We start from the raw sequence: 26,478 nt of genomic DNA on the forward strand, positions 1-26,478 counted from the left end.
CACAACAGTGGTGACCTTTCGCTACACTTAAATCATGGAGTACCAGCGATGAGATTGTGCGATCGCGATATTGAAGCGTGGCTCGACAACGGTAAATTAGCCATTGAACCACGCCCACCCGTGGAACGCATTAATGGTGCCACCGTGGATGTGCGCCTTGGCAACCAGTTCCGTACCTTTAGTGGTCATACGGCACCCTTTATCGATTTGAGTGGTCCAAAACACGAAGTCAGTGCGGCTTTGGATCGTGTGATGAGCGACGAAATCGTGCTGCCGGAAGGCGAAGCCTTCTTCTTGCACCCCGGTGAGTTGGCGCTGGCGGTCACGCTGGAGTCGGTGACGATTCCAGATGACTTAGTGGGCTGGCTGGATGGACGTTCTTCACTGGCTCGTCTGGGCCTGATGGTGCATGTCACCGCGCACCGTATCGATCCCGGCTGGCAGGGGCGCATCGTCCTCGAGTTCTACAATTCCGGTAAGCTCCCCCTGGCATTACGTCCAGGCATGTTGATTGGTGCTTTGAGCTTTGAGCCGCTGTCTGGCCCGGCTGCACGTCCGTATAACCGCCGCGAAGATGCAAAATATCGTGGTCAGCAGGGCGCAGACGCGAGCCGTATCGACAAAGACTGATAGTGCGCAGCCAAGGCTGCTGCAGTTCGAAGTAACACGGTAACTGAGGGATTATGAAGAGACTGATAACGACGCTGGCCATCCTGTTAGTGGTGGTGGTCGCGGGCATGACGGCACTGGTGTTGCTGGTCAATCCCAACGACTTTCGTACCTATATGGTGCAACAGGTACAGCAGCGCAGCGGTTATCAGCTTGAAGTAAGCGGCGATCTGCGCTGGCACGTCTGGCCGCAACTCAGTATCCTCGCCGGACGCATGAGCCTGACCGCACCGGGCGCCAGCCAGCCGATGGTCACCGCAGAAAACATGCGGCTGGATGTGAACCTCTGGCCGCTGTTGTCACATCAGTTGAGCGTCAGCCAGGTGATGCTGAAGAATGCCGTGATTCGTGCCACGCCGGATAGTGCTCCGCAAAAAATCAGTGGCTCTCCGGTGGGGCCGCGTGACGCGGAACCGGTGAGTACGGGCACAAATGGTTGGTCATTTGATATCGCAAAACTTCGCGTCGCCGACAGTCTGCTCATCTGGCAGCAACCGGGCGGTGAAGAGTACAACTTCCGCAATCTCAATCTGAATCTCGATCAGGATGCCAGCAAAAACGCCAGCATTGAACTTGCCACGCGTATTTCGCGTAATCAGCGTAACGTCAGCGTCAATCTCAAAGGCCAGATGAATGTGGCGCAGTATCCACATCGGTTAGTGGGCCAGCTAGATGAGCTGGATTACACGCTGGATGGCGCCAATCTGCCACCGCAGGGCATCAAAGGTACGCTGAGCGGGCAGGGAGAATGGAACGGTGATAAGCAGCAGTTTTCAATGCAGAAGATGCAACTGACGGCCAACGACAGCACGCTGGATGGTTCGGCAGAAGGGCGCTTAACCCTGCCACAACAGCTTAACCTGGCGCTGCATGCCACCACATTAAATCTCGACAACCTGATGGCCAGCGCGCCAGCCAGCGATAACAGCACGGCGCAGCACGCCAGCGTGATCCGCACGCCGGTTATTGCCGAGCCGCGCAACCGGGAAAATGCGGATTCCCCGCTGAATTTGATGGATCTGACTCTGAGTCTCAATGCGGACAGCGGCGTATGGCGTGGGCTGACGCTGACGAACCTGCAAATTGATGCCAGCAATCAGGAAGGTCTGATGACGCTGAGTAAGCTGCAGGGCAAAATCGGCGACGGTCATTTCTCTTTGCCTGGCTCAGTGGATATTCGCCAACCGGTGACGCAGGTCGCGTTACAGCCAGAAATTGAGAACATCAGCATAGCACCGCTGATGAAAGCCTTAGAGTTACCTGAGAGCCTGCAAGGCACGGTCTCAATGAAGGGCAATCTCAGTGGCGCGGGCTTAAGCGTGGAGGAAGCCAAACGTAACTGGCAGGGCAGTGCGGAAATGGAAGCCACCAACCTGCAACTGTCGCAGTTGAATTTGCAGCAGATGGTGCGCCGCGCAGTGTCGCGCGTCAGCAATCGCGTGAGTAATGATGAACCGGACGATCAGGGCATTCAGCAACTGAGCGGACGTATTAGCTTGCAGCAGGGGAAAATTGTCATGCCGGACCTGCAGGGTGGCAGTAGCCGACTGGCGGTGCAGACCAAGGGCAGTATTGATGTCGTGAACCAACAACTCGACGTGACCATTAATATGATGCTGCGCGGCTGGAAAGGTGACGACAAGCTGGCCGGTCTGTTGAACTCGCAAACCATTCCGCTGCGTATGTACGGCGGCTGGAATAATTTGCAGTATTCATTGCCAGTGGACGATGTGGTGCGTCAGCAGTTGCAGAGCGAAGCGAAGTCGCGTTTGAACGAGTGGCTTGACCGCCAGCAGCCAGCGAAACAGCCGTAATACCTGGTGCGCATAAATGCGCACCCTACGAAATTGTGCACTACCGCGCGATAAATCGCGCCGCTACACAAATGATGCTCGTACCGTAGCGGCGCAATTTATTGCGCGGTATCTGAACCTGGCACAATCTCCACCTTCTGCACCCGATGATTTTCGACCTGCAACGTTCTTAACAAATAATCTCCCACCTGCAACTCTTCACCCTCTTCAGGCACATGCTGCAAACTGTCCATCAGGAAACCCGCCAGCGTATGGTAATTGCCTTTTTCATCCAGCGGCAGACGCACATAGGCGGCTAAATCCTCCAGCGGGATATGACCGTTAGCCACCCAACCTCCGTGCGGGAGCGGTTGAATGTCATAGCGTGCATCAATCTCTTCGCCTTCATTGGGCAGATTGCCCGCAATGGTCTCCATCAGATCGCTCAGCGTCACCACCCCTTCCACGGAACCGAACTCATCCACTACAAAGGCGAAGTGGGTTCTGGCGTGGCGGAACTGCTCCAGCGCCTGCAATAACGTCAATCGTTCAGGGAAAATCAGCGGCTGGCGTATCAGCGCGCGCAAATCCAGCTGGTTGCTGTGTAAAGACTGATGCAGCAGATCAATGACGTGCACCACGCCGAGTGGATCCTGCCCCCGTTCCGTCACCAGAATGCGCGTATGCTGATTGCTGTCCAGCTTCGCCATGATGGCCGCAGGATCTTCACTCAGGTCGATATGCTCAATATCGTGGCGCGATGTCATGATGCTGCTGATATGGCGTTGGCCTAATCCCAATACGCGCGCAATCATGCGGCGTTCCTGGCGATTAAATAGCTCGCCTTCTTGGTGATCGCTCAGTAATGAGGCGGTGTCGGCATCCAGTTCAGCCCGTTGCGCTTCGCCACGCAGAATACGCAGCACCGCTTCAGAAGTGCGCTGACGCAGCGGGCGCCCGGCGGTGAGAAAGCGGCGACGATTAAACAGCGCCAGCTGATTAAACATCTCAATCAGAATCGAGAAGCCAATGGCCGCATACAGATAGCCCTTAGGAATAATAAAGCCTAATCCTTCGGCCACCAGGCTGAAGCCAATCATCAACAGGAAGCTAAGGCAGAGGATCACAATGGTAGGGTGGTTGTTGACAAAGCGCGTCAGCGGCTTGCTGGCCAGCAGCATCAGCAAGATCGCCACCGTCACCGCCGCCATCATCACTGGCAGCTCATTTACCATGCCCACGGCGGTAATCACCGCATCCAGCGAGAAGATGGCATCCAGCACCACAATTTGCGCTATCACTGGCCAGAATTTAGCACCGTTCTTACTTTGACCATTCTCCTCATCACCGCCTTCCAGGCGACTGTTGAGTTCGGTGGTGGCTTTATAAAGAAGAAACAGACCACCGGAGAGCAGCAGGAGATCGCGTGCGCTGAAATTATGTTGCCACAGGGAAAACAGCGGTTGGGTGAGTGTCACCAGCCACGAAAGGGAGGCCAGCAGCACCAGCCGCAGCATTAACGCCAGCAGCAGGCCGACCACTCGGGCGCGGTCGCGCAGTGTCGGCGGTAATTTTTCCACCAAAATAGCAATGAAAACCAGGTTATCAATACCCAACACCAGCTCAAGAACGATTAGCGTCACTAATCCTGCCCAGAGCGAAGGATCAAGGATCCACTCCATCATGCTTTCATCACCTGAATGTCTGAAAATGCGTTTTGTCTGATGATAGTAAATCGACCCACAAGGTACAAACAGGCATTAACGCCCGCACCATCGGGTTGACTTGAGGATTAGGCATAATCTTAGTCGTCACAATTCACCGATAAGATGAAAGTATGGATAAACATCTCAGCAAGGTGATTGTCACTATTAATTGCGAATCACGCATCCAGGCGTACGTTTTTAATGCGAAGCGCTCTGAAGCTGAGTATCGAATTAATCTGAATTTTATGCAGGAAAGGGCTGAAAGGGATGGCATCAATACTTATGGCTGGTAGTCTTTTTCCTAAAATAGTGCAGGGAACACGGGGCCTACTTGTAAACAAGCCAGTAATAACTAGTATAGCAACGTGTTAGTAAATGTCTGCGCCGATGTTGTTAATAGCGCGCTGTTTAGCTTCTTGATGTTGTGAATTGTGATCGTGCACAGGATAAGCCTGTTTCCGGCTAAGAATAATCTGACTGCGTGCGATGAAAATAGATGTCTTGGTAGCGGTATTGGCAGCGACAGCCAAGGGCGGTAGCGTTCCCGAAGTGCTTTTCTTTGTTCAGAATATGTCTGGGGTTGTGGCAAGGGAAGTCAGACTAATCTGTTGGTATTTATTACAATTCTTTGGCTTTACTAAATAGAGAATTGGCGTAATACCGGAGAGTTCGCCGCAGATTGCCTCACTGATTGCAGTAGATATATCGCTCATTTATTACACAGGGCAGAGGCGTTAGGGATTAAGGAAATAAAATAAAAGAGTTAAATATGCGCGATAAAGAAATTACATATAAAAGTCTCCTCACAAAAATTTTACTGGCGTGCTCGGATTTAATTTGTTTCAACGCGGCATTGTTTATTGCACTGGCGTTGATTAATTCGTTCACTAACTCTCCACTGGCAGATATTTCTGAAAAATACCTGAATTTAAAAATTGCCACCCACGTCTGTCTTTCGGTTATTTGTACCGGCTGGTTCTGGGTCCGCCTGCGTCATTATACCTATCGCAAGCCGTTCTGGTTCGAGTTGAAAGAGATCTTTCGTACCATTCTTATTTTCTCTGTCATCGATTTGTCAATTTCGGCGTTATCGCAATGGCAGATGTCACGCTTTGTTTGGGTTATTACCTGGATTCTGGCGTTGATTTTGATTCCGATTGCCCGTGCTATTTCAAAACGCGTGCTTAACCACTTCGGCATGTGGAAAAAACAAACCATCATCATCGGCAGCAGCCGTAATGCCCAGGAAGCCTGGCAGGCACTGCAAAGTGAAGAGGTGATGGGTTTTGATGTGATTGCCTTTTTCGACGTTGACGGCAGCTGCCCGCAGGCCAGCATCTCCGGTGTGCCGGTACTGCATAACGAGCAAGAGCTATGGCAGCTGACCCACAGTGAGACGCAGTTCATTGTGGCAGTGGAGTTTGAACAGAGTCAGCACCGTGACAACTGGCTGAAAATGCTGGCCATGCATAACTGCCGCTCCGTCTCTGTGATTCCAACATTACGCGGCGTACCGCTGTACGGTACCGATATGGCTTACATCTTTAGTCATGAAGTGATGATTCTGCGCGTGAATAACAATCTGGCGAAACGCACGTCGCGCTTCCTGAAACGGGCTTTCGACATTGTTGGTGCACTCGGCATCATCATTGCGCTGTCGCCGGCGCTGCTGGTTCTCGGTTTTATGGTCGGACGCGATGGCGGCCCACCGATTTACGGTCATGAACGTGTTGGTCTGAACGGTCGCAAGTTCAAATGCCTTAAATTCCGCTCGATGGTCATCAACTCGAAAGAGGTGTTGGAAGAAGTACTGCGTACCGACCCGGTCGCACGTGCGGAGTGGGATAAAGATTTCAAACTGAAAAACGACCCGCGTATTACCAAAGTTGGCCACTTCATCCGTAAAACCAGTCTGGATGAGCTGCCGCAGCTGTGGAATGTGGTGCGTGGCGACATGAGCCTGGTGGGCCCACGTCCCGTGATTGAAGACGAACTCTGTCGTTATGCCGGTGATGTTGATTATTACCTGATGGCGAAACCAGGCATGACGGGATTGTGGCAAGTCAGTGGTCGTAACGACGTTGACTATGAAACGCGCGTCTATTTCGATTCGTGGTATGTCAAAAACTGGTCGCTGTGGAATGACATTGCGATTCTGTTTAAGACCGTGGGTGTCGTATTAAAACGCGACGGCGCTTATTGATAGAACGTAGGGCAGGGGACGAAATCATTATCCCCGTCTGAAATGCCGGTGTTGGGAGTGCCCATTATCCAACCTGAATAGAGTGTGGTGTTTCAGTTGTCTGGAGATTCACCCACTTTAATTGATGTCGTCCTAAGGCACGGTGACAACATAAAACCAAGGGAGCAAATGATAATGACCCACAGTTTCAGTGTTTAACCCGTCAGGTTTTATTTTTTATAAGACGCTACACAGCGGCGTTTTCGCCTCTATCAATCATTAACTGATAGCGAAGAATCAGATGATAATGAAAATTAAATTGATACCTTTACTGGTATCCGCAACTTTTCTCGCCGGGTGCACCATTGAACCAGGTTCGCACCTTTCCACTAGCGGAAAAGATGTCATTGAGCAACAGGATAGCAACTTTGACATCGACAAATACGTAAACGTCTTCCCAATGACGCCGCGTCTGGTTGAACAGATGCGTGCTAAGCCGCTGGTCGCGCAAGCCAACCCAGCGTTGCAGACCGAAATTCAGAGCTACGAATATCGCGTAGGTATCGGCGACGTGCTGAACGTCACCGTGTGGGATCACCCTGAGTTGACCACGCCTGCCGGTCAGTATCGTAGCGCCAGTGACACCGGTAACTGGGTACAGGCCGATGGCACTATTTTCTACCCGTACATTGGTAAAGTGCGCGTCGCAGGACGCACCGTTACCGAAATCCGTGCTGAGATTGCGCGCCGTCTTGCGCAGTTCATTGAAAGCCCGCAGGTTGACGTCAATGTGGCGGCATTCCGCTCACAGAAAACCTACGTGACCGGTTCGGTGACCACGTCGGGTCAGCAGGCAATCACCAACGTACCGCTGACGGTACTGGATGCCGTCAACGCCGCCGGTGGTTTAGCCGCCGACGCTGACTGGCGTAATGTGGTGCTGACACATCAAGGTAAAGAACAACGCATTTCACTGCAGGCGCTGATGCAAAACGGCGACCTGAGTCAGAACCATCTGCTCTATCCGGGCGATATTCTCTACGTGCCACGTAACGATGATCTGAAAGTCTTCGTGATGGGCGAAGTGAAACAGCAGGCCACGCTGAAAATGGACCGCAGCGGCATGACGCTGGCCGAAGCGCTGGGTAATGCGCAGGGTATGGATCAAACCACCTCTGACGCCACTGGCGTATTCGTTATTCGTCCAATTCGTGGTGCTAACCGCACCAAGATCGCCAACATCTATCAGCTGAACACGAAAGATGCGGCATCCATGGTGATGGGCACCGAATTCCAACTGGAGCCGTACGACATCGTCTACGTCACCGCCACACCAATTACCCGTTGGAACCGCGTGATTTCTGGGCTGTTGCCAACCATCGTCGGTATCGATGATGCAAGCTCCGCCGCACTGCGTTTCCGTACCTGGGGTAACTAAGGTTTCAGCATGATTAAGTCCGTGTTAGTTGTTTGCGTGGGCAATATTTGCCGCTCCCCCACCGGGGAGCGTCTGTTTCAACGCGCGCTGCCTAAAACCCGGGTGGCTTCTGCAGGGCTTGGCGCTCTGAAGGGCTATCCGGCGGACCAGACTGCCAGCGATGTCGCCGCTCAACACGGCGTGTCGCTGGAAGGTCATCAGGCTCAGCAGTTAACGGCCAGCATGTGCCGTGACTATGACCTGATTCTGGTGATGGAGAAGCGCCACGTTGAGCAGGTGAATCGCATTGATCCAGCTGCACGCGGAAAAACCATGCTGCTTGGGCATTGGCTCAACCAACAGGAAATTGCGGATCCGTACAAAAAAAGTCGCGAGGCCTTTGAAGAGGTCTACGGGTTACTGGAAAACGCTACCCAGAAATGGGTCAACGTACTAAGCCGATAGTTGGGAATATCCATGAATATCAAAAACAAGGTTATGACCGCGCCAAAAGAAGATTCGAATGGATGGGATCTGGCGCATCTTGTGGGACAGCTGATTGATCATCGCTGGATCATTGTTGCGGTTACTGCCTTCTTTATGCTGGCGGGAACGCTCTACACACTGTTCGCCACCCCGATCTACAGTGCCGATGCCATGGTGCAGGTTGAGCAGAAGAACACCGCTTCTGTTCTGAACGAACTGCAAGACGTATTGCCGACCACGCCGGCATCCGATACTGAAATTCAGATCGTTGAATCGCGTATGGTGTTGGGTAAGACGGTTGACGACCTCGGTTTAGATACTGTGGTGCAGCAGAACTACTTCCCGGTGATTGGTAAAGGTCTGTCGCGCCTGATGGGCAACAAACCGGCGCAAATCGCTATCTCGCGTCTGGAAATTCCTAAGTCTATCGACAAGCGCACCGTGCAACTCGAAGTCACCGGTCCACAGACCTACACTGTGACCAATGATGGCGATGAGCTGTTCAAAGGACGTGTCGGTCAGCTGGAGCAGCACGGCGATGTGACCATGCTGGTCAGCGGTATTCAGGCGGATGAAGGCACCAGCTTCAACGTCACGAAACTCAGCGACCTGCAGGCGATTAAAAACGTGCTGGGCGCGCTGACCGTCGCGGATAAAGGCAAAACCACCGGTGTACTGGGTCTTGAGTTCGTGGATGAAGATCCCGATCAAGCCAGCCGCGTGCTGAATCAGATTGTGAACAACTACCTGCTGCAGAACGTTGAGCGCAAATCTGAACAGGCTGAAAAGAGCCTCGACTTCTTACGTAACCAGTTGCCGCAAGTACGTGCCAACCTTGACGACGCTGAGAACAAGTTGAACGCTTATCGCCGCCAGAACGAATCGGTTGATATGTCGCTGGAAGCGAAGTCAGCGCTGGATTCCTCCGTGAGCGTACAGAGCCAGTTGAACGAACTGACGTTCAAAGAAGCTGAGGTGTCACAGCTCTATACCAAAGATCACCCGACTTACCGTGCGCTGCTGGAAAAACGTAAAACGCTGGAAGATGAGCAGGCAAAGCTGAACAAGAAAATTGCCGGTATGCCGCAAACCCAGCAAGAGATTCTGCGTCTGACCCGTGATGTGCAGTCAGGCCAGGAAATCTACATGCAGTTGCTGAACCGTCAGCAAGAGTTGGGTATCAGCAAAGCCAGTACCGTGGGTGATGTGCGTATCATCGACCGTGCCGAAACCGCTGGCAGCCCGGTAGCACCGAAAAAACCACTGATCATTATCGCCAGCTTTATTCTGGGTCTGATGCTGTCCGTTGGCCTGGTGTTGCTGAAAGCGCTGTTCCATCACGGCATTGAAAACCCAGAGCAGCTGGAAGAGCTGGGCATGAACGTCTATGCCAGCGTGCCGCTGTCTGAATGGCAACGTAAGAAAGACACGGAAGCGTTGGCGCGTCGCGGTCATAAAGAGAAGAGTGATCCGCACAACACGCTGTTGGCGCTGGGTAATCCGACTGACCTCTCCATCGAAGCGATTCGTAGCCTGCGCACCAGCCTGCACTTCGCGATGATGGAAGCGAAAAACAACATTCTGATGATCACCGGTGCAAGTCCGGGTATTGGTAAAACCTTTATCTGTGCCAACCTCGCCACGCTGGTGTCGAAAGCCGGTCAACGCGTGCTGTTCATTGATGGTGATATGCGTCGCGGCTATACCCATGAACTGCTGGGTTCGGATAACAAATTGGGTCTCTCCAATGTGCTGTCCGGCAAGAGCGAGTTCTCACCGAGCATGATTCAGAAGGGCGTTTACGGGTTTGACTTCCTGCCACGTGGCCAGGTGCCACCGAACCCGTCTGAGCTGCTGATGCATCGCCGCATGAGTGAGTTACTGGATTGGGCAAGCAAGAACTATGACCTGGTGTTGATTGATACCCCACCAATTCTGGCGGTCACCGATGCCTCTATCATCGGTAAGCTGGCCGGTACGTCGTTGATGGTGGCGCGTTTCGAAACCAACACCACCAAAGAACTGGATGTCAGCTACAAGCGCTTCGCGCAGAACGGCATCGAGATTAAAGGCGTCATCCTTAACGCCGTGGTTCGTAAAGCGTCAAATGCCTACGGTTATGGCTATGACTACTACAACTACGAATACGGTAAAGAAACAAAGAGCTAAATACTGGGGCGGATTTTCCGCCCCTTTTTCTTCCTCGTCATAATTTGAGCCACAGCGGCGTTGGCTACGCCAGCAAACCCCGGTCACTTACTGATGTAAGCTCCCGGTGCTTTGCTGACTTGCCGCCTTGCTGTGACTCGAATGATTTAGGGGAAGGTTTTTGTCAAAAATACACACAGCACAAACTTCGATAGGAACTTCCGTGATGGAACGCAACAGCATATTGGTTAAGAGAAATAACGGTATGATTTTTCAGAACAAAGCCGATTCCTTTCTGATAGCTGCTCGCGTTACCGTTAAATCTGGAACAGCTGTTTAAGAGGTGCTGGCAATGCAGGACATCCGCTTCTCAATTGTCATTCCCGCGTATAACGCGTCGGAGTCAATTGTCACAACGTTAGATTGTGTCAAAGCGCAAACTTACCGCAATTTTGAGGTCATCATCGTTGATGACAAATCCGCTGATGCGGCCGAACTGGCGCAGGTGGTGCAGAGTGAGCGTTATCAGGGCTTGGATATCAAGCTTGAACTCTCTCAGGTCAAACTCAACGGTGCTGGTGCCCGCAACAAAGGTATCGAACTGGCAGAAGGAGATTTTATTAGCTTCCTCGATGCCGATGACGAATGGCGTGAAGACAAACTGCAGGTGGCGTATGACACCATCACCAAACTTGAGGCGCAGGGCAAATCCCATTACCTGATCTTCAGCCAGGTGAACATTCACCAGGATGGCCATTTCCTGAAGGTGATGCCGATGCAGCCGCCAGGAAAAGACGAAACCGTGGCGGAGTACCTTTTTGGTTGCTATGGCTTTATCCAGACCAGCACCATCGTGTTGAAACGCGAAGATGCCGAGAAAATCCGTTTTGATGCGCGCTACATTCGCCATCAGGATTATGACTTCTGCATCCGTGCCGATCGCATGGGTTATGACTTTGTGATGATTGACCAGCCGCTGACCACCTACCATCTGGTGACCAAATTTGGTTCCAAACACAAGGGTGAGTCGGTGAAGTACTCCTTCTTCTGGCTGGATACCATGAAACCGCATCTGACCGCGCGTGATATCCATACCTACAAAGCTTTCAAGCTGCCGCTGCGCTACAAGATGGATGGCAATTCACTGCTGGCGAGCCTCAGTTTTGCACGCTATTTCTTTCTGACCAACCGGGACAACCGCGCTTACTTTATGAATCGCTTGCTCGACAAAGTGAAATCGCGCTTCTCGGGTGGACGCGCCGTTTCCTGATTCATTTTTAACGACTTTCACTTGCTCCCGCATCGGGGGCAATTTTTTGGTTCCTGACACTCCGGGTATTCAAATGACAAATCATGTTGGCACCGTCGGTATCGTGATGCCGATGTATAACGCGCGTAAAACGGTATTGCGCGCGGTTGAGTCGATCGTCAAGCAGACTTACAGCGACTGGCATCTCTACCTGGTGAACGATCAGTCCACTGATGATTCTTTAGCGTTTGTGCGTGAACACTGCACCGACGCGCGCATTACCATTCTTAACAACGAAGTGAACCTCGGCGCAGCGGAAACCCGCAATGTCGGTTTGCGTGCGGCAAAAGAGGAGATCATTGCGTTCCTCGACAGCGACGACGAATGGTATGCGGATAAGCTGGCTGAGCAGACCGCCGCCATTGCCGCAGGTGATGATTTTGTTATCACGCATTATCACTACAAAACCAAAAGCGCCGACCACGACATCCTCTACAGCAAACCCTATCTGCAGCAGGAAAACTTCGTGAAGAAGCAATATCGCGTGTGCTTCTCTTCCGTGTGTTTCCGCCGTCCCCCGCAGGGCATCTTCTTCCAGCGCAAAGGGCATGAAGACTTCCTGTTCCTCTATGAGTTATTCCTCCGCTACAAACAAGCTCGGGTGATCCAGAAGACGCTGGTCAACTATTACGAGCTGGGCGACTCACTGTCTCGCAACAAGAATAAAGCGGCGAAATGGCACCTCGAATTATTAAGAATTATCTATAAAAACAATCCGTTAAAAATCTATTACTATTACGGCTGGTATATGGTGAATGGGGTCCTTTTCACCCTTAAGCATCGCTAAGACCCAGCGTCCTTCGCGCTTTAGCTGCGTTGGCTGCAGATGTCCAACCCAGTCACTTACTTGTGTAAGCTCCTGGGCATGAACATCTTTGCCGCCTTGCTACAACGCAAATGACTTGGGTCTTAGGTACACATTTTGAGGTGGGAAGGTCCATGAAAAAGATAGTTTTGGTCATCAAAGATGCCTACTCGTACGCGGGTACTGAGAACATCTGCAACTTCATGTCGGAGTGCCTCGGTGAGCAGCACTCCGTCACCATTTATTCGCTGGAAGGGCATGGCAAAACCTTTTACCCGTTCGATCGTGTGAAACAGATTGTCAGCTTTGAAGGCCACAGCAACCCGATTAAAAGCGCCGTGGCGGCTATCCATCAGGAAGGCTTCGACAGCGTATTCCTGATCAGTATGGGCCGCCTGAGCGTGATGTTCGCCTTCTGGAACCTGATGGCGATGAAGAAAAAACGCTTTAAGGCCTATGCCTGCGAACACATCGCCATTAACTCCTTCAGCAAGCCAATCAAGCTGCTGAAATGGATGTTGCTGCGCTATTACGACCAGGTGATTGTGCTGACAGACAAAGATCACCAGGTGTTCAGCCGCTGGAATATCGCCAGCCAGCAAATCCCGAATCCGGTGGTGTACAAAGCGTTTCAGCGCCAGACGCGCAGCCGTCAGGCTTTAGCGGTGGGGCGACTGGATAACCAGAAAGGTTTCGATCTGCTGCTGGATATCTGGGCCGACTTCAGCAAAACCCATCCTGAGTGGAAGCTGGTGATTGCCGGGGACGGCGAGCTGCGCCAACAGCTGCATGACCAGGCTGCTGCGCTGGGCATCACTGACAGCGTTAATTTCGTCGGCAAAGTCAGCAATATCAATGATTACTACCGCGATAGCGATATGGCGCTGATGACCTCGCGCTATGAAGGTCTGCCGCTGGTGCTGCTGGAAGCGAAATCCTGGTCGCTGCCGGTGGTGGCATACGACTGCCCAACCGGGCCGCAGGAGATCATCAACCACGGTGAAGATGGCTTCCTGGTGCCGATGAATGACAAATCAACGTTCCTTGCGCGGATGGACCAGCTCGCCAGCGATGATGGCCTGTTCTACGCGATGAGCGAAAAAACCAAAGAAACTGCGCTGAAGTTTGACGGTAATCAGATCAAACAAAGCTGGCTTGCATTGGTTTAGCCAAAATAATTCATGCCGCAGGAAGGCGGCAAGTGCTTGAGTCGCCGTGAGCTTACACCAGTAAGTGACCGGGGCGAAGGCAAGCAGCCAACGCCCCTGTGGCGTGAAGTATGACGGCTAAATGCCTCCGGGATCACACTTATGGCCTCATGGCCCAATATGACCACGGGATTGAAAGCATGAAAAGAAGAGAAGTCTTGCAGACTGCAGCCTCCTCCATTGTTGCCGCGCTCTCAGTGAGTGCATTTTCCAGCTACGCCGCAAAAAGTGGTCAACCTGCGTTGAAGGCTGTTGATCCGTCCAGCGTACCGCAGGGCGATGTCCCGATTCTGACGCCGGAAAATGTCTACACTATGCCGCCTCAGTTCTGGCAGAACTTTGAGGGCAAACTGTGGATCGGTAAAGCGGGTAGCGATGCCAGCCAATCCGGCAACCAGATCCCGGTATTCCTGCGCGACGCCAACGGCAAAGTGTCACAGATTAGTCAGCCAATTGCGCTGAATAAAGGCAACTTTGCGCAGTTTATTCACGATAATGCTGCATTAATTGCCGATCCTGCTCACTCGATGGTGGTGGAGGATAATCAGGGCAACACGCTGTTTTCGATTACAGATGTATCGCGCCCCAATCAGAGCAACTTCAGCCAGCGTCTGGCCCAGCCTAATGGCTACCAGCTGATTGGCGAAATTCCTTCAGTGGATGAGCTGCGCAAAACCCGTCCGCTGTTTGCCGGTGCCAAAATTAAGCTGAAAAGCTGGCACGAAGGGCTGGAAGTTGGCGGCGGCGAATTTGTTGGCGCATTTGGCGAAGGCAAAGATGATGGCGGTGTGATCTTCGCCGGCAACGGCTTCTACTGGCGCCGCGTGGTGGAAGATTTCAACCGCCTGACGCTGTTTGATTTCGGTGCCATCGCCGACGGTAAAACCGACTCGGCACCGGCGATCAAAGCCATGTATCAGTGGTCACATGATGCCGATCAACCGATCTGCGTGCAGTTCCCGGCCGGGACCTTCTTTGTTTCAGGCTGCGATTTCGGCAATGAGCAGCTGCGCTTCTTCCGTATTTCGGGCGCGATGGTCAACTTCGGCTACTTCCCGGCGACCACACTGGTATCAGATGGTCGCTCCGAGTTTCTGTTCTCGGTGAACGCGCGCTGGACTGAAATCTCCAACCTCAATTTCAACGGTAACAACGACTCGCGTCCGAATAAGCAGGGGTTGTTCCACAATACCTGTCCGGGCGGTCAGTTCTTCCGTGGTGCCTGCCTGCGCTTCAACCGCGTGGGCGGCGTGTGTCTGAGTCTGATGGACACGCTGGATTGCAAAATTGACCAGTGGTATGCGGAAACCTGTACGGGCGATGTGATCAAAGCGACCTGGTCCGGACAGAAAGTGGGCGTGTGGGATCACAGCACCGCGATTGAACTCTCTAACTTCAATGCGCAGCACTGCTCCGGCGGCAAAGTGCTCAATCTGCCACGTTGCGGTCAGTCGATTATTCATAACGGCTGGATTGAGCACACTGAACATCCCGGCGACATCTCTGACGGTCAGTGGATTATTGATGCACTGAGTCTGGAAGATTGTAAAAACCCGCTGATTGCGCACAACTCGCGCCTCAATATGCGTCAAACCAATTTGCAGTCTGGCAGTTGGATCGACAACTCACTGCAGGGCAAACCCTGGTTAAGCATGTGGGAGATGGGCTCGACACGCGTCGAGTCTTACGGCGTCGCCATCGATGGCAGCCTGAAATACAACTACATCACCTCGCGTTTCCGCCTGAGTAATAACACCAATCAAGAGACCTGGTTTGAGTTAGGTAACTTCTACTCGCCGACGGTGGGTGACAGCTGGGAAATCGAGGTATTTGGTCAGTCGCAGTTTAACAACGGCACCACCAATCAACCGCTGATGGATCCGATTGGCGGTAAAACCACCGGTGGACGTGCGGTTATTCATCTGCAACGCAAAACCAAAAATGCCGAGGCGACCTGGTCAGCAGAAGGCAGTTCACCGGTATTGGAAGTGCGTTTTGACCCGCGTAGCGAGGCCGACACCCGAGTGTTCGTCAAGCTGGCGGGCTGGATGCCCACTGCGGTCGTACTGATTAAGAGCACGGCCAAAGATCGCTTTATGACCGGCCGCTGCGCGCGCGTTGACGCCAAAATGGACAAAGGCAATCCGAGCAGTGGCAGCCAACAGGCAGCACAGCGCTTTAGCCTGCATAACGGCAAAGCGGGGATTGGCGGCAACGAGCAGGGCGACCTGTTGCTGGCGTCTCGTGCATTGAAGCCGGAACAGGTGGATACGCGTGAGCCGAAAGGCTTTGTTTCGGTGGTGATTAACGGCGAGCAGGTCGCTCTGCCGTATTTTGCGCTGAAGTCTTAGTTTTAATGGCGCGATTTATCGCGCCATGGTTATCAGTAACGTGCTTTACGGTCGCCATAAATGGCAACCCTACGAGGATCGTACGCGGTTTTCGTAGGGGGGCATTCATGATGACAACCCTACGAGGATCGCACGCGTTTTTCGTAGGGTGCGCATTAATGCGCACCGCTGGATTTATTTAGGGCATTGTTCCCATTGCAGTTTTTTAATACAGAGTTCACTTTGCCAGTTCAGGAAATGGCGCGGCTTGCACAATTAAAAAAATTTTATCTGGAGTTTTTATGAAGATTTTATTGGTGGGAAACCATACCTGTGGAAATCGTGGGGATGGCGCGATTTTACGTGGATTGATTGATTCACTGCATTCCGCGCGTAAGGACCTCGATATCGATGTCATCAGTCGTTATCCAACAAGCTCCGGATACTTACTGCAGCAGGATATCCAGCAAGATTCCCTGTTCCTGCACAACAGCAAATCAGCCAAAGGGCTGGTGGGTACGGTAAAACGCAAAGTCGCGAACCGCTTAATGCCCGACATTATGATGGCGCACTTAGGCAAGGGCGGCTTGTACAAATCGTTTTCGGTGCCACCGCACCTGGAAGCATTCACCAAAAGTCTGGCGCAATATGACGCGATCATTCAGGTTGGAGGTTCGTTCTTCGTCGATCTGTACGGCGTGACGCAATTCGACCACGCGCTCTGTGCGCTGATGGCGAAAAAGCCGCTGTATATGATTGGCCACTCGGTGGGGCCGTTTGAAAATCCACGCGTGAACGCGCTGGCGAACTTCGTGTTTGACCGCGTTGACAGCCTGGTGCTGCGCGAGGAAGTGAGTTTCGACCGCCTGAAACAGGATGGCGTCACCACACGTCGTGTGAAGAAGGGCGTGGACACCGCCTTCCTGGTGGAAGCGCGTCAAGTGGAGAACCCAAGCCACAACTTGCTGCACTGGCAAAATATCATCCGCTCACGCAAAACCATTGCTATCACCGTGCGCGAACTGGCGCCGTTTGACAAACGCTTGGGCGTGACGCAGAAAGAGTATGAAGCCGCATTTGGTCGAGTGATTAACGCGATGATTGCCGAGGGATATCAGGTCGTGGCGTTCTCAACCTGTACTGGCATCGATAGCTACGCGAAAGACGACCGTATGGTGGCGTTAACCCTGCGCGATCACGTCGACCATCCAGAGCATTACCATGTCATCATGGACGAGTTCAACGACCTTGAAATCGGCATCCTGCTCGCTGATTGTCACCTGACTATCGGCACCCGCCTGCACTCCGCCATCATTTCCATGAACTTCGGTACTCCGGCTGTGGCCATCAACTATGAGCACAAGTCGCTCGGTGTGATGAACCAACTCGGCCTGCCACAAATGGCGACCGACGTACAAAGCCTGATGGACGGTTCACTGATCGACAAAGTGCAGACCGTGCTGGCGGACTACGACAATGTGAAGCGCAAAGTGGACACCGCGGTGGCGCAGGAGCGTGAAATGGGTAACCGCATTACGGCAGAAATTCTCAACGTGCTGGGGTAAGTGATGAAGCTGACCTTTTTCACCATGCGTTTTCCGGTTGCCTCTGAGACGTTTGTCCTCAATCAGGTGACGCATTTCATCGATGCAGGCTACGACGTGGAGATTATCTCCGTGTTTCCCGGCGATATGATCAATCGCCATGCCGCGTTCGATGATTACAATCTGGCAGCGAAAACCCACTATTTACTGCCGGAAGAGAAAGTCTCAAATCTGGATAAGCTGACGCAGCGTATTGGTCTGATGCTGCCGAAAATCGCCAAACCGTCGCTGATCAAATCGCTCAACGTCGGGCGTTATGGGGCGCAAGCGAAAAAGCTGCTGCTGCCCGCTATTGTGGCTAACGCGAAGCAAACCTTCACCGCTGATGTTTTTCTGGTGCACTTTGGCTATGCCGGTGCGCTGGCGAATAAATTACGTGAACTTGGCGTGTTGAAAGGCAAGCAGGCCACGGTGTTCCACGGCGCGGATATCTCGCGCCGCCACATTCTCGAAGAGCACAAGCTCGATTACGTCAACCTGTTCAAGCAGAGTGAACTGATGCTGCCTATCAGCCATTTGTGGGAGAACAAGCTGATCGAGATGGGCTGTCCGCGCGAGAAAGTACATGTCACCCGCATGGGCATCGAGCCGGAGAAATTTAACTTCAAACCGCGCGAGGCCTTCCACCAGCCGCTGCGCATCGTCTCGGTGGCACGTCTGACCGAGAAGAAAGGGCTGGATGTGGCGGTGAAAGCCAGTGAAATCCTGCGCAACAATGGTGGACAGTTCCAGTTCACCATCATCGGTAACGGTGAGCAGGACGGCATGATGCGCGAACACATCGCCCGTGCGGGGCTGGAAGCGTTTGTCACTATGCCGGGCTTTAAACCCCAGGAAGAGATCCGTCAGGCGCTGAATGAAGCGGATATCTTCTTGCTGCCGTCTAAAACCGCAGCGGACGGTGACATGGAAGGTATTCCGGTGGCGTTGATGGAGGCGATGGCGGTGGGCTTGCCGGTGGTCTCCACCTATCACAGTGGTATTCCAGAGCTGATTCAGAACAACGTGAGTGGCTGGTTGGTTTCCGAAAACAACGCCGAGGAACTGGCAGAAACGTTACTGCGTTTATCCCGTGGTGATGTGGATGTGGCACCTGTGGTCGCCGCTGCGCGTCACAAAGTGGAAACTGAGTTCAATCAGCATATCGCCTACGGCGAGCTGGCAAAAATTCTGGAGCAAATGGTGTGAGCGGATTAAAAAAACAGGCCGTTTGGCTGTTTGGTAGTACCTGCTTCGCAGCCCTGTTGCAGGTTCTCCAGCTTAGCGTGCTGGCGCGCAAGCTGGAAGCGCATGAGTTAGGTTTACTGGCGATCATTAATGCCATTCTGGCGGTGGCAACGGTGTTGCAGGATATGGGGATGAGCAGCTACATCGTGCATCGTCAGGACATCAATCGTCGCCAACAGAGCACCATCTATTGGGTGAACGTCTCACTCAGCCTGTGCACCGGTTTGATTATGCTGGCCATCGCCTGGCCGGTGGCATGGTTCTACCATCTGCCAGAGTTGACCGGGCTGATAATGCTCACCAGTCTCAACTTCCTGGTGCTGGGGCATTTGTCGCAGTATCAGGCGCACTATGTGAAAGCCAAACGCATGGTGACGCTGGCGAAGATTGAGATGGCGACCAAGCTGTTCGCGTTCCTCTGCACCGTGGCGATGCTCTATTTCACCTCGCTGACCGTTGCTGCCGCGATCCTTGGGCTGTTTATCAATGCCTTTACCCGCATCCTGTGCATGATCTACTTCGGCGAGAAATCGTGGCGTCCGACGTGGGAATTTGAAGGCAAAACCTTTTTCAGCGCAGTGCGTTACGGCATTTATCAGCTCGGATCGCAGACCATTAACCAACTGCGTACTCAAGCGGATGCGTTGATTGTCGGTAAGGTGATGGGCGCAGAGATGCTGGGTATCTACTCACTGGCGAAAGAGCTGATTCTGCAGCCGCTGAAGCTGGTCTCCCCGGTGATTAACCGCCTGGCGCTGCCGCGTTTCGCTGAGAAACAGCACGATCCTGAGCAGTTGAAGAAGCTGTTCCTGAAGGGCACCTTCGTCATCATGCTGTTCAGCAGCCTGATGTATCTGGCGATTGGCATTCTGTCGCCGGTGATTGTGCGCGTGCTGTATGGCGCATCGCATGAACAGGTTTACCATCTGATTCCGCTGATGCTGCTGTTTGGCATGCTGCGTCCGATGGGCGGCTTGACTGGCGCGATCTCGCAGGCCAACGGTAAGACCAACGTCGAGTTCTACTGGAATATCGTCGCGAGTCTGGTGGTGGTAGTGGTATTGGCAACCACTTACATCTGGCCGAATGTGCTCTACGTGGCGTTGACACTCTCCATTTCGCAGGTGTTGATCTCCGCCTTTGCGCATCCGTTCTTCATCAAACCGGTTATTGGCATTCGCTTTGTACCCTATGCACGCCAGTGGGTGTCGGTGTCGGTGGTGTTTGTCGGCCTGATGCTGCTGGTGAATCACTTCAATCTGTTTGTGATGCCGGAGTGGTTTGAAGGCTGGCTGTAATCCACGATAAATGGCACCGGGGCGTGTCTTGGCGCGCCCGATGGCGACAACGGCCGGCCTGACACCCTACTAACCCATCGCAACCATCCGTAGCGGCGCCATTCATGGCGCGTCCTGGCAACCGTTACGCTGCCTGAATGCGCGATAATTCTCGCCGCTACGTTTTACCTTCCTGACGCCATCAAAAACGATGTAATCACTGCAAAATCCCCTGAAACCATTCTGAAAATCACTGGTCTTATCCTCCGTTCAAAATCCGGCATCCTCCCACTGTTTTTCAGCAGTTTAGCCCGCGCATTTCACACGCGTCAGGCGAAACGGCAGATGGGCATTTTGACGATTTTTGATGTCGTGACAGAGAGTTAGTGCCGGTTTTTCAGATAAAGATTATACTTGCTGCACCGGCCGATCCTGCATAATCGACCCCACGTATTCACTTCATGAAATGGAATAAATATGACCAAGCTTAAAGCAGTAATCCCGGTTGCGGGTCTCGGTATGCATATGCTCCCTGCAACGAAAGCCATCCCAAAAGAGATGCTGCCAATCGTCGATAAACCAATGATTCAATACATTGTTGACGAGTGCGTGGCTGCGGGCATCAAGGAGATTGTGCTGGTCACCCATGCTTCCAAAAATGCAGTGGAAAACCACTTCGACACCACTTATGAGCTGGAAGCGCTGCTTGAAGCACGTGTTAAGCGCCAATTGTTGAGCGAAGTGCAATCAATCTGTCCGCCGGGCGTAACCATCATGAACGTACGTCAGGCGAACCCATTGGGACTTGGCCACTCAGTACTTTGCGCGCGTCCAATGATCGGCGACAACCCGTTTGTGGTGGTATTGCCAGACGTCCTGCTGGATGACTCTACCGCTGACCACCTGCGCTATAACCTCGCAGCGATGGTTGCGCGTTTCGAAGAGACCGGCCACAGCCAGGTGCTGGCGAAACACATGCCAGGCGAAGATCTGACTGAATACGGTGTCTTGACCACCGAAGAGCCGATTGATAACCCAGGCGACATTAGCACCATCACTAACTTCGTGGAAAAACCGGAAGCGGGCCAGTTAGATTCAGACCTGACCGCAGTGGGCCGCTATGTGCTGTCTGCTGATATCTGGAAAGAGCTGGAGAACACCGAGCCAGGCGCATGGGGCCGTATCCAACTGACCGATGCGATTGCCTCTCTCAGCAAGAAGAAACCTGTTGATGTGCAATTGCTGACCGGTACCAGCTTCGACTGTGGTAAAAAGATGGGCTACATGCAGGCTTTCGTCTCTTACGGTCTGCGTAACAACGCGCAGGGTCGTGATTTCCGCGAAGCTATCCAGAAAATCCTGGCGAAATAATCCATTCTCATGCCGCGCCACTTGCGCGGTTTAAAGGAGTACACATGGCTATTTTGGTAACGGGCGGGGCAGGGTATATCGGCTCCCATACGGTGCTGGCGCTGTTGGAGCGCGGTGACGACGTTGTGGTCCTGGATAACCTTTGCAATGCCTCACGCGAAGCCATTAATCGCGTGGAGAAACTCTCTGGTAAGAAAGCGGTGTTTGTCGAAGGCGACATCCGCGATCGTGCCTGCCTGCGTGACCTGTTTGCTGCCAACGACATCTCTGCTGTGATCCACTTCGCTGCGCTGAAAGCGGTCGGCGAATCCACACGTATGCCGCTGGAATATTACGAAAACAACGTAGCGGGCACCGTGGTGTTGCTGGAAGAGATGCGCGCAGCGGGTGTGTGGAACTTCATCTTTAGCTCATCAGCGACCGTTTACGGTGCCGATGCGCCGGTTCCGTATGTGGAAACCACGCCAATTGGTGGCACCACCAGCCCGTATGGCACCTCTAAGCTGATGATCGAATTCGTGATGCGCGACTTCGCTAAAGCTGACCCGAACTTCAAAGCTATCGCGCTGCGCTATTTCAACCCAGTGGGTGCGCATGAGTCGGGTGAGATTGGTGAAGACCCAACCGGTATTCCTAACAACCTGCTGCCGTACATTGCGCAGGTGGCGATTGGTCGTCTCGAGAAACTGGGTGTGTTTGGTGATGACTACGACACGCCAGACGGCACTGCACAGCGCGACTACATCCACGTGGTGGATTTGGCCGAAGGCCATCTGAAAGCGCTGGACCATCTGCCAAAGGTCACCGGTTACAAAGCCTATAACCTCGGCGGCGGCGTGGGCTTCTCGGTGCTGGAGATGATCAAAGCGTTTGAGAAGGCGTCGGGTAAAGCGATTCCGTTTGAGTTTAAACCCCGTCGCGATGGCGACCTGCCGGCGTTCTGGGCGGATGCGAGCCTGGCGAACACCGAGCTGGACTGGCGCGTGACGCGCGGGATCGATGCGATGATGCGCGATACCTGGAACTGGCAGAGTAAGAACCCGGAAGGGTTTAAGTAAATTCCCTAAAAAGGCGGACTCGATGTCCGCCTTTTTTTATCCTGTTTTGATTCACTTCTGGTTTTCGTCACTTTCTGATTGCCTACGGTTGAGCACAGGTAGACGATCCTCGCATTAATCCGCAGCACAATTGGTTAATTAATGAACCAACACTTGAATGCGGGGTCCATTTTGGTCGTGTTCACTAACCCGCGGTGGTAAAATTAAACTTCCGAAATAATCAATTCTTTCTAATTAATTCTAAAGAATTAAAATTATTTCAAGCAGATAGTGCTGAAATTACAAAAAACGCACTATGCTTAAAGATGGTTTTACACACATCAGCATGTTGGGAGCTGCAACCCAAGGGCGGTAGCTTTGTCTATTGCGGGTGTGTCGCACACTTTTTCTCCTCTGGCCGAGATGGCTCGGCCGCAATGTCAGGAATAGCTCAACGTCATGAAGATTTTAATTACTGGTGGTGCAGGTTTTATCGGCTCAGCTGTGGTTCGTCACGTCATCAATGACACCAGTGATGAGGTTATTAACGTTGATAAACTGACGTACGCAGGCAATCTTGAATCCTTGAAAACGGTCAGCGACGATGCGCGCTATACCTTTTGCCATGTCGATATCTGTGATGGTGTAGCCATCGCCAAGGTATTAGCGGACCATCAACCCGATGCGATTATGCATTTGGCGGCAGAGAGTCATGTCGATCGCTCAATTACCGGCCCAGCAGAGTTTGTACAGACCAACGTTGTGGGGACTTACGCTTTATTGGAAGCGAGCCGTCAATACTGGATGGGGCTGCCAGAAGCGCGCAAGAATGCGTTTCGTTTCCACCACATCTCAACTGATGAAGTATACGGTGATTTACCGCATCCTGATGAAATGGAAGGCGAGCTGCCGTTGTTCACTGAAACAACACCTTATGCCCCGAGCAGCCCTTACTCTTCGACCAAAGCCGCCAGCGACCATTTAGTTCGCGCCTGGGGCCGGACCTACGGTTTGCCGATTGTTGTCACCAACTGCTCCAATAACTACGGTCCATACCATTTCCCGGAAAAACTCATTCCGTTAATCATCAGCAACGCGCTGGAAGGTAAGCCTCTGCCGATTTACGGTAAAGGTGACCAAATCCGTGATTGGTTGTACGTAGAAGACCACGCACGAGCGTTGTATACCGTCGTCAGCAAGGCGAAAGTCGGCACCACGTACAACATCGGCGGACACAACGAAAAACAGAACCTTGAAGTGGTACATAAGGTCTGTGAGCTGCTGGATGAGCTGCGCCCTAAAGACACCCCTTATGCCGAACAGATTACTTATGTTGCTGACCGTCCTGGCCACGATCGTCGTTACGCCATCGATGCATCTAAAATCGAACGTGATTTAGGCTGGAAACCACAAGAGAGTTTTGAAACGGGCCTGCGCAAAACCGTTCAGTGGTATCTGGACAACCATGAATGGGTTGAGCACGTTAAAAGCGGCGCATACCAAAACTGGATTGAACAAAACTACGAGAAACGTAGCTAATGAAGATTTTGCTATTAGGTAAGAATGGTCAGGTTGGCTGGGAACTTCAGCGCGCTTTGGCTCCGCTGGGTGAGGTGGTCGCCCTGGATCGCCACTCTTCTGATCACTGTGGTGATCTGACAAATCCAGAAGGCATTGCAAAAACGGTGCGGGACATTAAGCCCGACGTCATTGTCAACGCCGCAGCCTATACCGCCGTGGATAAAGCGGAGAGCGACCTGCATAATGCAGAGTTAATTAATGCTCTCAGTGTGGAAGCGCTGGCCTGTGCAGCGCGCGATGTGAATGCCTTGCTGGTCCATTATTCCACCGACTATGTATTCGACGGCAGCGGTGAGCGCCCGTGGAGTGAAGACGATGTCACTTCACCTCTCAACGCTTACGGCAGAACTAAGCGTCAGGGTGAAGAGGCGATTATTGCTCATGCGCCTAACTATCTTATCTTCCGTACCAGTTGGGTTTACGCGGCAAAAGGCAACAATTTCGCCAAAACCATGATCCGTCTGGCACAGGAACGAGAAGCACTGTCAGTGATTAACGATCAGTTTGGCGCACCTACTGGTGCCGAATTGATTGCCGACTGCACCGTGCATGCCATTAAGGCGACTCTGGCGCAGCCAGAAAAAGCAGGCATCTATAATCTGATTGCCTCAGGTGTAACGACCTGGCACGCCTATGCAGAATTGGTTATTGGGTATGTCCGCGAGAAGGGCCTACCGCTTAAAGTCGCTGCAATCAATACCGTGGATACCGCTGCGTTTCCAACGCCCGCTAAGCGTCCATCTAACTCCAGACTCAATACTGAAAAACTGACGACCGCATTTGGATTAACACTGCCGGAATGGCAACAGGGTGTTATTCGTATGTTGGATGAGCTGTATAGCTGAGTCATGTTTGGTCTTGCAAAATTCAAAGGGTACCGTTGTGAAAAGTAAAAAAGGAATAATTCTGGCTGGCGGATCTGGAACGCGCCTCTATCCGGTCACTATGGCAGTGAGTAAGCAACTTCTGCCTATCTATGACAAGCCGATGATCTATTACCCGCTGAGCACGTTAATGCTTGCAGGTATCCGTGACATTTTGATTATTAGTACGCCGCAAGATACGCCGCGTTTTGAAAGCCTACTGGGCGATGGTTCACAGTGGGGCCTGAACCTGCAATACATCGTCCAGGAAAGCCCGGATGGTTTGGCACAGGCATTTATTCTGGGCGAAGAATTCATTGGTGAAGACAACTGTGCGCTGATTCTTGGCGATAACATCTTCTACGGCCATGACTTGTATAAGCAGCTTGAAGACGCATCCAACAAAGAGAGTGGGGCTACAGTCTTTGCTTATCACGTTCATGATCCTGAGCGTTATGGCGTGGTTGAGTTCGATAAATCCGGTAAAGCCATCTCGCTGGTGGAAAAGCCAATCGAGCCGAAAAGCAACTATGCCGTGACTGGCTTGTATTTCTATGACAACAGTGTGGTTGAACTGGCGAAGAATCTGAAGCCTTCCCCACGTGGCGAACTGGAAATCACCGACATCAATAATCTCTACTTAGAAAAAGGCGAGCTGTCAGTTTCGATTATGGGACGCGGTCATGCGTGGTTGGATACTGGTACTCATCAGAGCCTAATTGAAGCGAATAACTTCATTCAAACTATCGAGACCCGCCAGGGGTTGAAAGTGGCATGCCCGGAAGAGATTGCTTATCGCATGGGCTTCATTGATGCCGAAAAGCTGAAAGAGCTGGCGCAACCGCTGCTGAAAAATGATTACGGCAAATATCTGATGGCGTTATACAACGGAAAACTATAATGAAAATCATTGATACTGAAATTCCTGATGTGAAAATTATTGAGCCTTCCGTTTTTGGCGATGAACGTGGTTTCTTTATGGAAACCTGGCAGCAAAAGAAATTTGAAGAACAGGTTAGCCCGCGCACCTTCGTGCAAGACAATCATTCAAAGTCATCTAAAGGCATTCTGCGCGGTCTTCATTACCAGACAGAAAATACTCAAGGCAAGCTAGTTCGAGTCGTGGCCGGTGAAGTTTATGATGTGGCCGTAGATATGAGAAAATCCTCACCTACATTTGGTAAATGGGTGGGGGTATATCTTTCAGCTGATAATAAGCGCCAACTATGGGTACCAGAAGGCTTTGCTCATGGTTTCTACGTGACTTCTGATAGTGCCGAATTCGTGTATAAATGCACCGATTATTATAATCCGCAGCATGAACACTCTTTACTGTGGAACGATTCAGATCTGAACATCCAATGGCCGATCTCTGAAGGTGATACTCCTGCTCTCTCAGCAAAAGATAAAGTCGGGACACCATTATCACACGCAGTAACATTTGATTGATTCCTAAAACTAAGGA

At 52.2% G+C, this 26,478-nt stretch carries 20 protein-coding genes; 19 read left to right on the forward strand and 1 reads right to left on the reverse strand.

Features of this window, described 5'->3' with window-relative positions; genetic code table 11:
* Positions 1 to 48: 48 nt before the first annotated feature.
* Positions 49 to 630, forward strand: a complete 582-nt coding sequence (dcd, locus tag ACPUC8_RS18565; RefSeq protein ID WP_084935026.1) for a dCTP deaminase — start codon at positions 49 to 51, stop codon at positions 628 to 630.
* 53 nt (positions 631 to 683) lie between these two features.
* Positions 684 to 2,483 (forward strand): outer membrane assembly protein AsmA, encoded by a 1,800-nt coding sequence (gene asmA, locus ACPUC8_RS18570; RefSeq protein WP_039327787.1) that lies wholly within the window; start codon positions 684 to 686, stop codon positions 2,481 to 2,483.
* A 98-nt stretch (positions 2,484 to 2,581) separates the two neighbouring features.
* Here asmA and ACPUC8_RS18575 read toward each other — a convergent pair whose 3' ends face one another.
* Positions 2,582 to 4,147 (reverse strand): TerC family protein, encoded by a 1,566-nt coding sequence (locus ACPUC8_RS18575; RefSeq protein WP_058973674.1) that lies wholly within the window; start codon positions 4,145 to 4,147, stop codon positions 2,582 to 2,584.
* 790 nt (positions 4,148 to 4,937) lie between these two features.
* On the opposite strand from ACPUC8_RS18575, the gene wbaP reads away from it, so the two are divergent.
* The 17 genes from wbaP to rfbC all read left to right on the forward strand — a co-directional run bounded on the left by wbaP (position 4,938) and on the right by rfbC (position 26,462).
* The gene (gene wbaP, locus ACPUC8_RS18580) at positions 4,938 to 6,371 is read left to right on the forward strand and encodes an undecaprenyl-phosphate galactose phosphotransferase WbaP (protein WP_039327791.1); all 1,434 of its coding nucleotides are present in this window, start codon (positions 4,938 to 4,940) and stop codon (positions 6,369 to 6,371) included.
* 286 nt (positions 6,372 to 6,657) lie between these two features.
* Positions 6,658 to 7,788 carry a polysaccharide export protein gene (locus ACPUC8_RS18585; protein WP_102136004.1) on the forward strand — a complete coding sequence of 377 codons (1,131 nt, stop codon included), beginning with the start codon at positions 6,658 to 6,660 and terminating at the stop codon, positions 7,786 to 7,788.
* A 9-nt stretch (positions 7,789 to 7,797) separates the two neighbouring features.
* Positions 7,798 to 8,232, forward strand: coding sequence for an arsenate reductase/protein-tyrosine-phosphatase family protein (locus ACPUC8_RS18590; protein WP_039327795.1), 435 nt, complete (start codon positions 7,798 to 7,800; stop codon positions 8,230 to 8,232).
* A 12-nt stretch (positions 8,233 to 8,244) separates the two neighbouring features.
* Positions 8,245 to 10,422, forward strand: coding sequence for a tyrosine-protein kinase Wzc (wzc, locus tag ACPUC8_RS18595; RefSeq protein ID WP_039327797.1), 2,178 nt, complete (start codon positions 8,245 to 8,247; stop codon positions 10,420 to 10,422).
* A 331-nt stretch (positions 10,423 to 10,753) separates the two neighbouring features.
* Positions 10,754 to 11,671: a glycosyltransferase family 2 protein gene (locus ACPUC8_RS18600; RefSeq protein WP_039327799.1), complete on the forward strand. Its 918-nt coding sequence runs from the start codon at positions 10,754 to 10,756 to the stop codon at positions 11,669 to 11,671.
* A gap of 73 nt (positions 11,672 to 11,744) precedes the next feature.
* Complete coding sequence (locus ACPUC8_RS18605; protein ID WP_494926981.1) at positions 11,745 to 12,497, forward strand: glycosyltransferase family 2 protein; 753 nt, start codon at positions 11,745 to 11,747, stop codon at positions 12,495 to 12,497.
* A gap of 152 nt (positions 12,498 to 12,649) precedes the next feature.
* On the forward strand, positions 12,650 to 13,684 hold the full coding sequence (locus ACPUC8_RS18610) for a glycosyltransferase (RefSeq protein WP_494926982.1): 1,035 nt from the start codon (positions 12,650 to 12,652) through the stop codon (positions 13,682 to 13,684).
* A 179-nt stretch (positions 13,685 to 13,863) separates the two neighbouring features.
* Positions 13,864 to 16,074, forward strand: a complete 2,211-nt coding sequence (locus tag ACPUC8_RS18615) for a phage tailspike protein (RefSeq protein WP_494926983.1) — start codon at positions 13,864 to 13,866, stop codon at positions 16,072 to 16,074.
* A 281-nt stretch (positions 16,075 to 16,355) separates the two neighbouring features.
* Positions 16,356 to 17,618 (forward strand): colanic acid biosynthesis pyruvyl transferase WcaK, encoded by a 1,263-nt coding sequence (gene wcaK / locus ACPUC8_RS18620; protein WP_039327807.1) that lies wholly within the window; start codon positions 16,356 to 16,358, stop codon positions 17,616 to 17,618.
* 3 nt (positions 17,619 to 17,621) lie between these two features.
* Positions 17,622 to 18,845, forward strand: coding sequence for a glycosyltransferase (locus ACPUC8_RS18625; RefSeq protein ID WP_039327809.1), 1,224 nt, complete (start codon positions 17,622 to 17,624; stop codon positions 18,843 to 18,845).
* Positions 18,842 to 20,182, forward strand: a complete 1,341-nt coding sequence (locus ACPUC8_RS18630) for a lipopolysaccharide biosynthesis protein (protein WP_283226376.1) — start codon at positions 18,842 to 18,844, stop codon at positions 20,180 to 20,182. The genes ACPUC8_RS18625 and ACPUC8_RS18630 overlap by 4 nt, the downstream gene beginning before the upstream one ends.
* Before the next feature lie 456 nt (positions 20,183 to 20,638).
* Positions 20,639 to 21,532, forward strand: a complete 894-nt coding sequence (gene galF / locus ACPUC8_RS18635; protein WP_494926984.1) for a UTP--glucose-1-phosphate uridylyltransferase GalF — start codon at positions 20,639 to 20,641, stop codon at positions 21,530 to 21,532.
* 44 nt (positions 21,533 to 21,576) lie between these two features.
* Positions 21,577 to 22,590, forward strand: a complete 1,014-nt coding sequence (gene galE / locus ACPUC8_RS18640; protein WP_058973878.1) for a UDP-glucose 4-epimerase GalE — start codon at positions 21,577 to 21,579, stop codon at positions 22,588 to 22,590.
* A gap of 438 nt (positions 22,591 to 23,028) precedes the next feature.
* Complete coding sequence (gene rfbB / locus ACPUC8_RS18645; RefSeq protein WP_039327818.1) at positions 23,029 to 24,108, forward strand: dTDP-glucose 4,6-dehydratase; 1,080 nt, start codon at positions 23,029 to 23,031, stop codon at positions 24,106 to 24,108.
* A complete protein-coding gene (gene rfbD, locus ACPUC8_RS18650; protein WP_494926985.1) occupies positions 24,108 to 24,995 on the forward strand; it encodes a dTDP-4-dehydrorhamnose reductase in 888 nt (295 codons plus the stop codon). Before rfbB ends, rfbD begins: the two co-directional genes overlap by 1 nt.
* A 37-nt stretch (positions 24,996 to 25,032) precedes the next feature.
* Positions 25,033 to 25,914, forward strand: a complete 882-nt coding sequence (gene rfbA, locus ACPUC8_RS18655) for a glucose-1-phosphate thymidylyltransferase RfbA (RefSeq protein ID WP_039327823.1) — start codon at positions 25,033 to 25,035, stop codon at positions 25,912 to 25,914.
* Complete coding sequence (gene rfbC / locus ACPUC8_RS18660; protein ID WP_494926986.1) at positions 25,914 to 26,462, forward strand: dTDP-4-dehydrorhamnose 3,5-epimerase; 549 nt, start codon at positions 25,914 to 25,916, stop codon at positions 26,460 to 26,462. The genes rfbA and rfbC overlap by 1 nt, the downstream gene beginning before the upstream one ends.
* Positions 26,463 to 26,478 lie beyond the last annotated feature (16 nt).

The sequence above is a fragment of the Pantoea sp. CFCC18177 genome, from assembly GCF_059412425.1.

Excerpts from the sequence above, each read along its gene's own strand:
- dcd (WP_084935026.1), top strand. The coding sequence starts at position 49 with ATGAGATTGTGCGATCGCGATATTGAAGCGTGGCTCGACAACGGTAAA.
- asmA (WP_039327787.1), top strand. The coding sequence starts at position 684 with ATGAAGAGACTGATAACGACGCTGGCCATCCTGTTAGTGGTGGTGGTC.
- ACPUC8_RS18575 (WP_058973674.1), bottom strand. The coding sequence starts at position 4,147 with ATGATGGAGTGGATCCTTGATCCTTCGCTCTGGGCAGGATTAGTGACG.
- wbaP (WP_039327791.1), top strand. The coding sequence starts at position 4,938 with ATGCGCGATAAAGAAATTACATATAAAAGTCTCCTCACAAAAATTTTA.
- ACPUC8_RS18585 (WP_102136004.1), top strand. The coding sequence starts at position 6,658 with ATGAAAATTAAATTGATACCTTTACTGGTATCCGCAACTTTTCTCGCC.
- ACPUC8_RS18590 (WP_039327795.1), top strand. The coding sequence starts at position 7,798 with ATGATTAAGTCCGTGTTAGTTGTTTGCGTGGGCAATATTTGCCGCTCC.
- wzc (WP_039327797.1), top strand. The coding sequence starts at position 8,245 with ATGAATATCAAAAACAAGGTTATGACCGCGCCAAAAGAAGATTCGAAT.
- ACPUC8_RS18600 (WP_039327799.1), top strand. The coding sequence starts at position 10,754 with ATGCAGGACATCCGCTTCTCAATTGTCATTCCCGCGTATAACGCGTCG.
- ACPUC8_RS18605 (WP_494926981.1), top strand. The coding sequence starts at position 11,745 with ATGACAAATCATGTTGGCACCGTCGGTATCGTGATGCCGATGTATAAC.
- ACPUC8_RS18610 (WP_494926982.1), top strand. The coding sequence starts at position 12,650 with ATGAAAAAGATAGTTTTGGTCATCAAAGATGCCTACTCGTACGCGGGT.
- ACPUC8_RS18615 (WP_494926983.1), top strand. The coding sequence starts at position 13,864 with ATGAAAAGAAGAGAAGTCTTGCAGACTGCAGCCTCCTCCATTGTTGCC.
- wcaK (WP_039327807.1), top strand. The coding sequence starts at position 16,356 with ATGAAGATTTTATTGGTGGGAAACCATACCTGTGGAAATCGTGGGGAT.
- ACPUC8_RS18625 (WP_039327809.1), top strand. The coding sequence starts at position 17,622 with ATGAAGCTGACCTTTTTCACCATGCGTTTTCCGGTTGCCTCTGAGACG.
- galF (WP_494926984.1), top strand. The coding sequence starts at position 20,639 with ATGACCAAGCTTAAAGCAGTAATCCCGGTTGCGGGTCTCGGTATGCAT.
- galE (WP_058973878.1), top strand. The coding sequence starts at position 21,577 with ATGGCTATTTTGGTAACGGGCGGGGCAGGGTATATCGGCTCCCATACG.
- rfbB (WP_039327818.1), top strand. The coding sequence starts at position 23,029 with ATGAAGATTTTAATTACTGGTGGTGCAGGTTTTATCGGCTCAGCTGTG.
- rfbD (WP_494926985.1), top strand. The coding sequence starts at position 24,108 with ATGAAGATTTTGCTATTAGGTAAGAATGGTCAGGTTGGCTGGGAACTT.
- rfbC (WP_494926986.1), top strand. The coding sequence starts at position 25,914 with ATGAAAATCATTGATACTGAAATTCCTGATGTGAAAATTATTGAGCCT.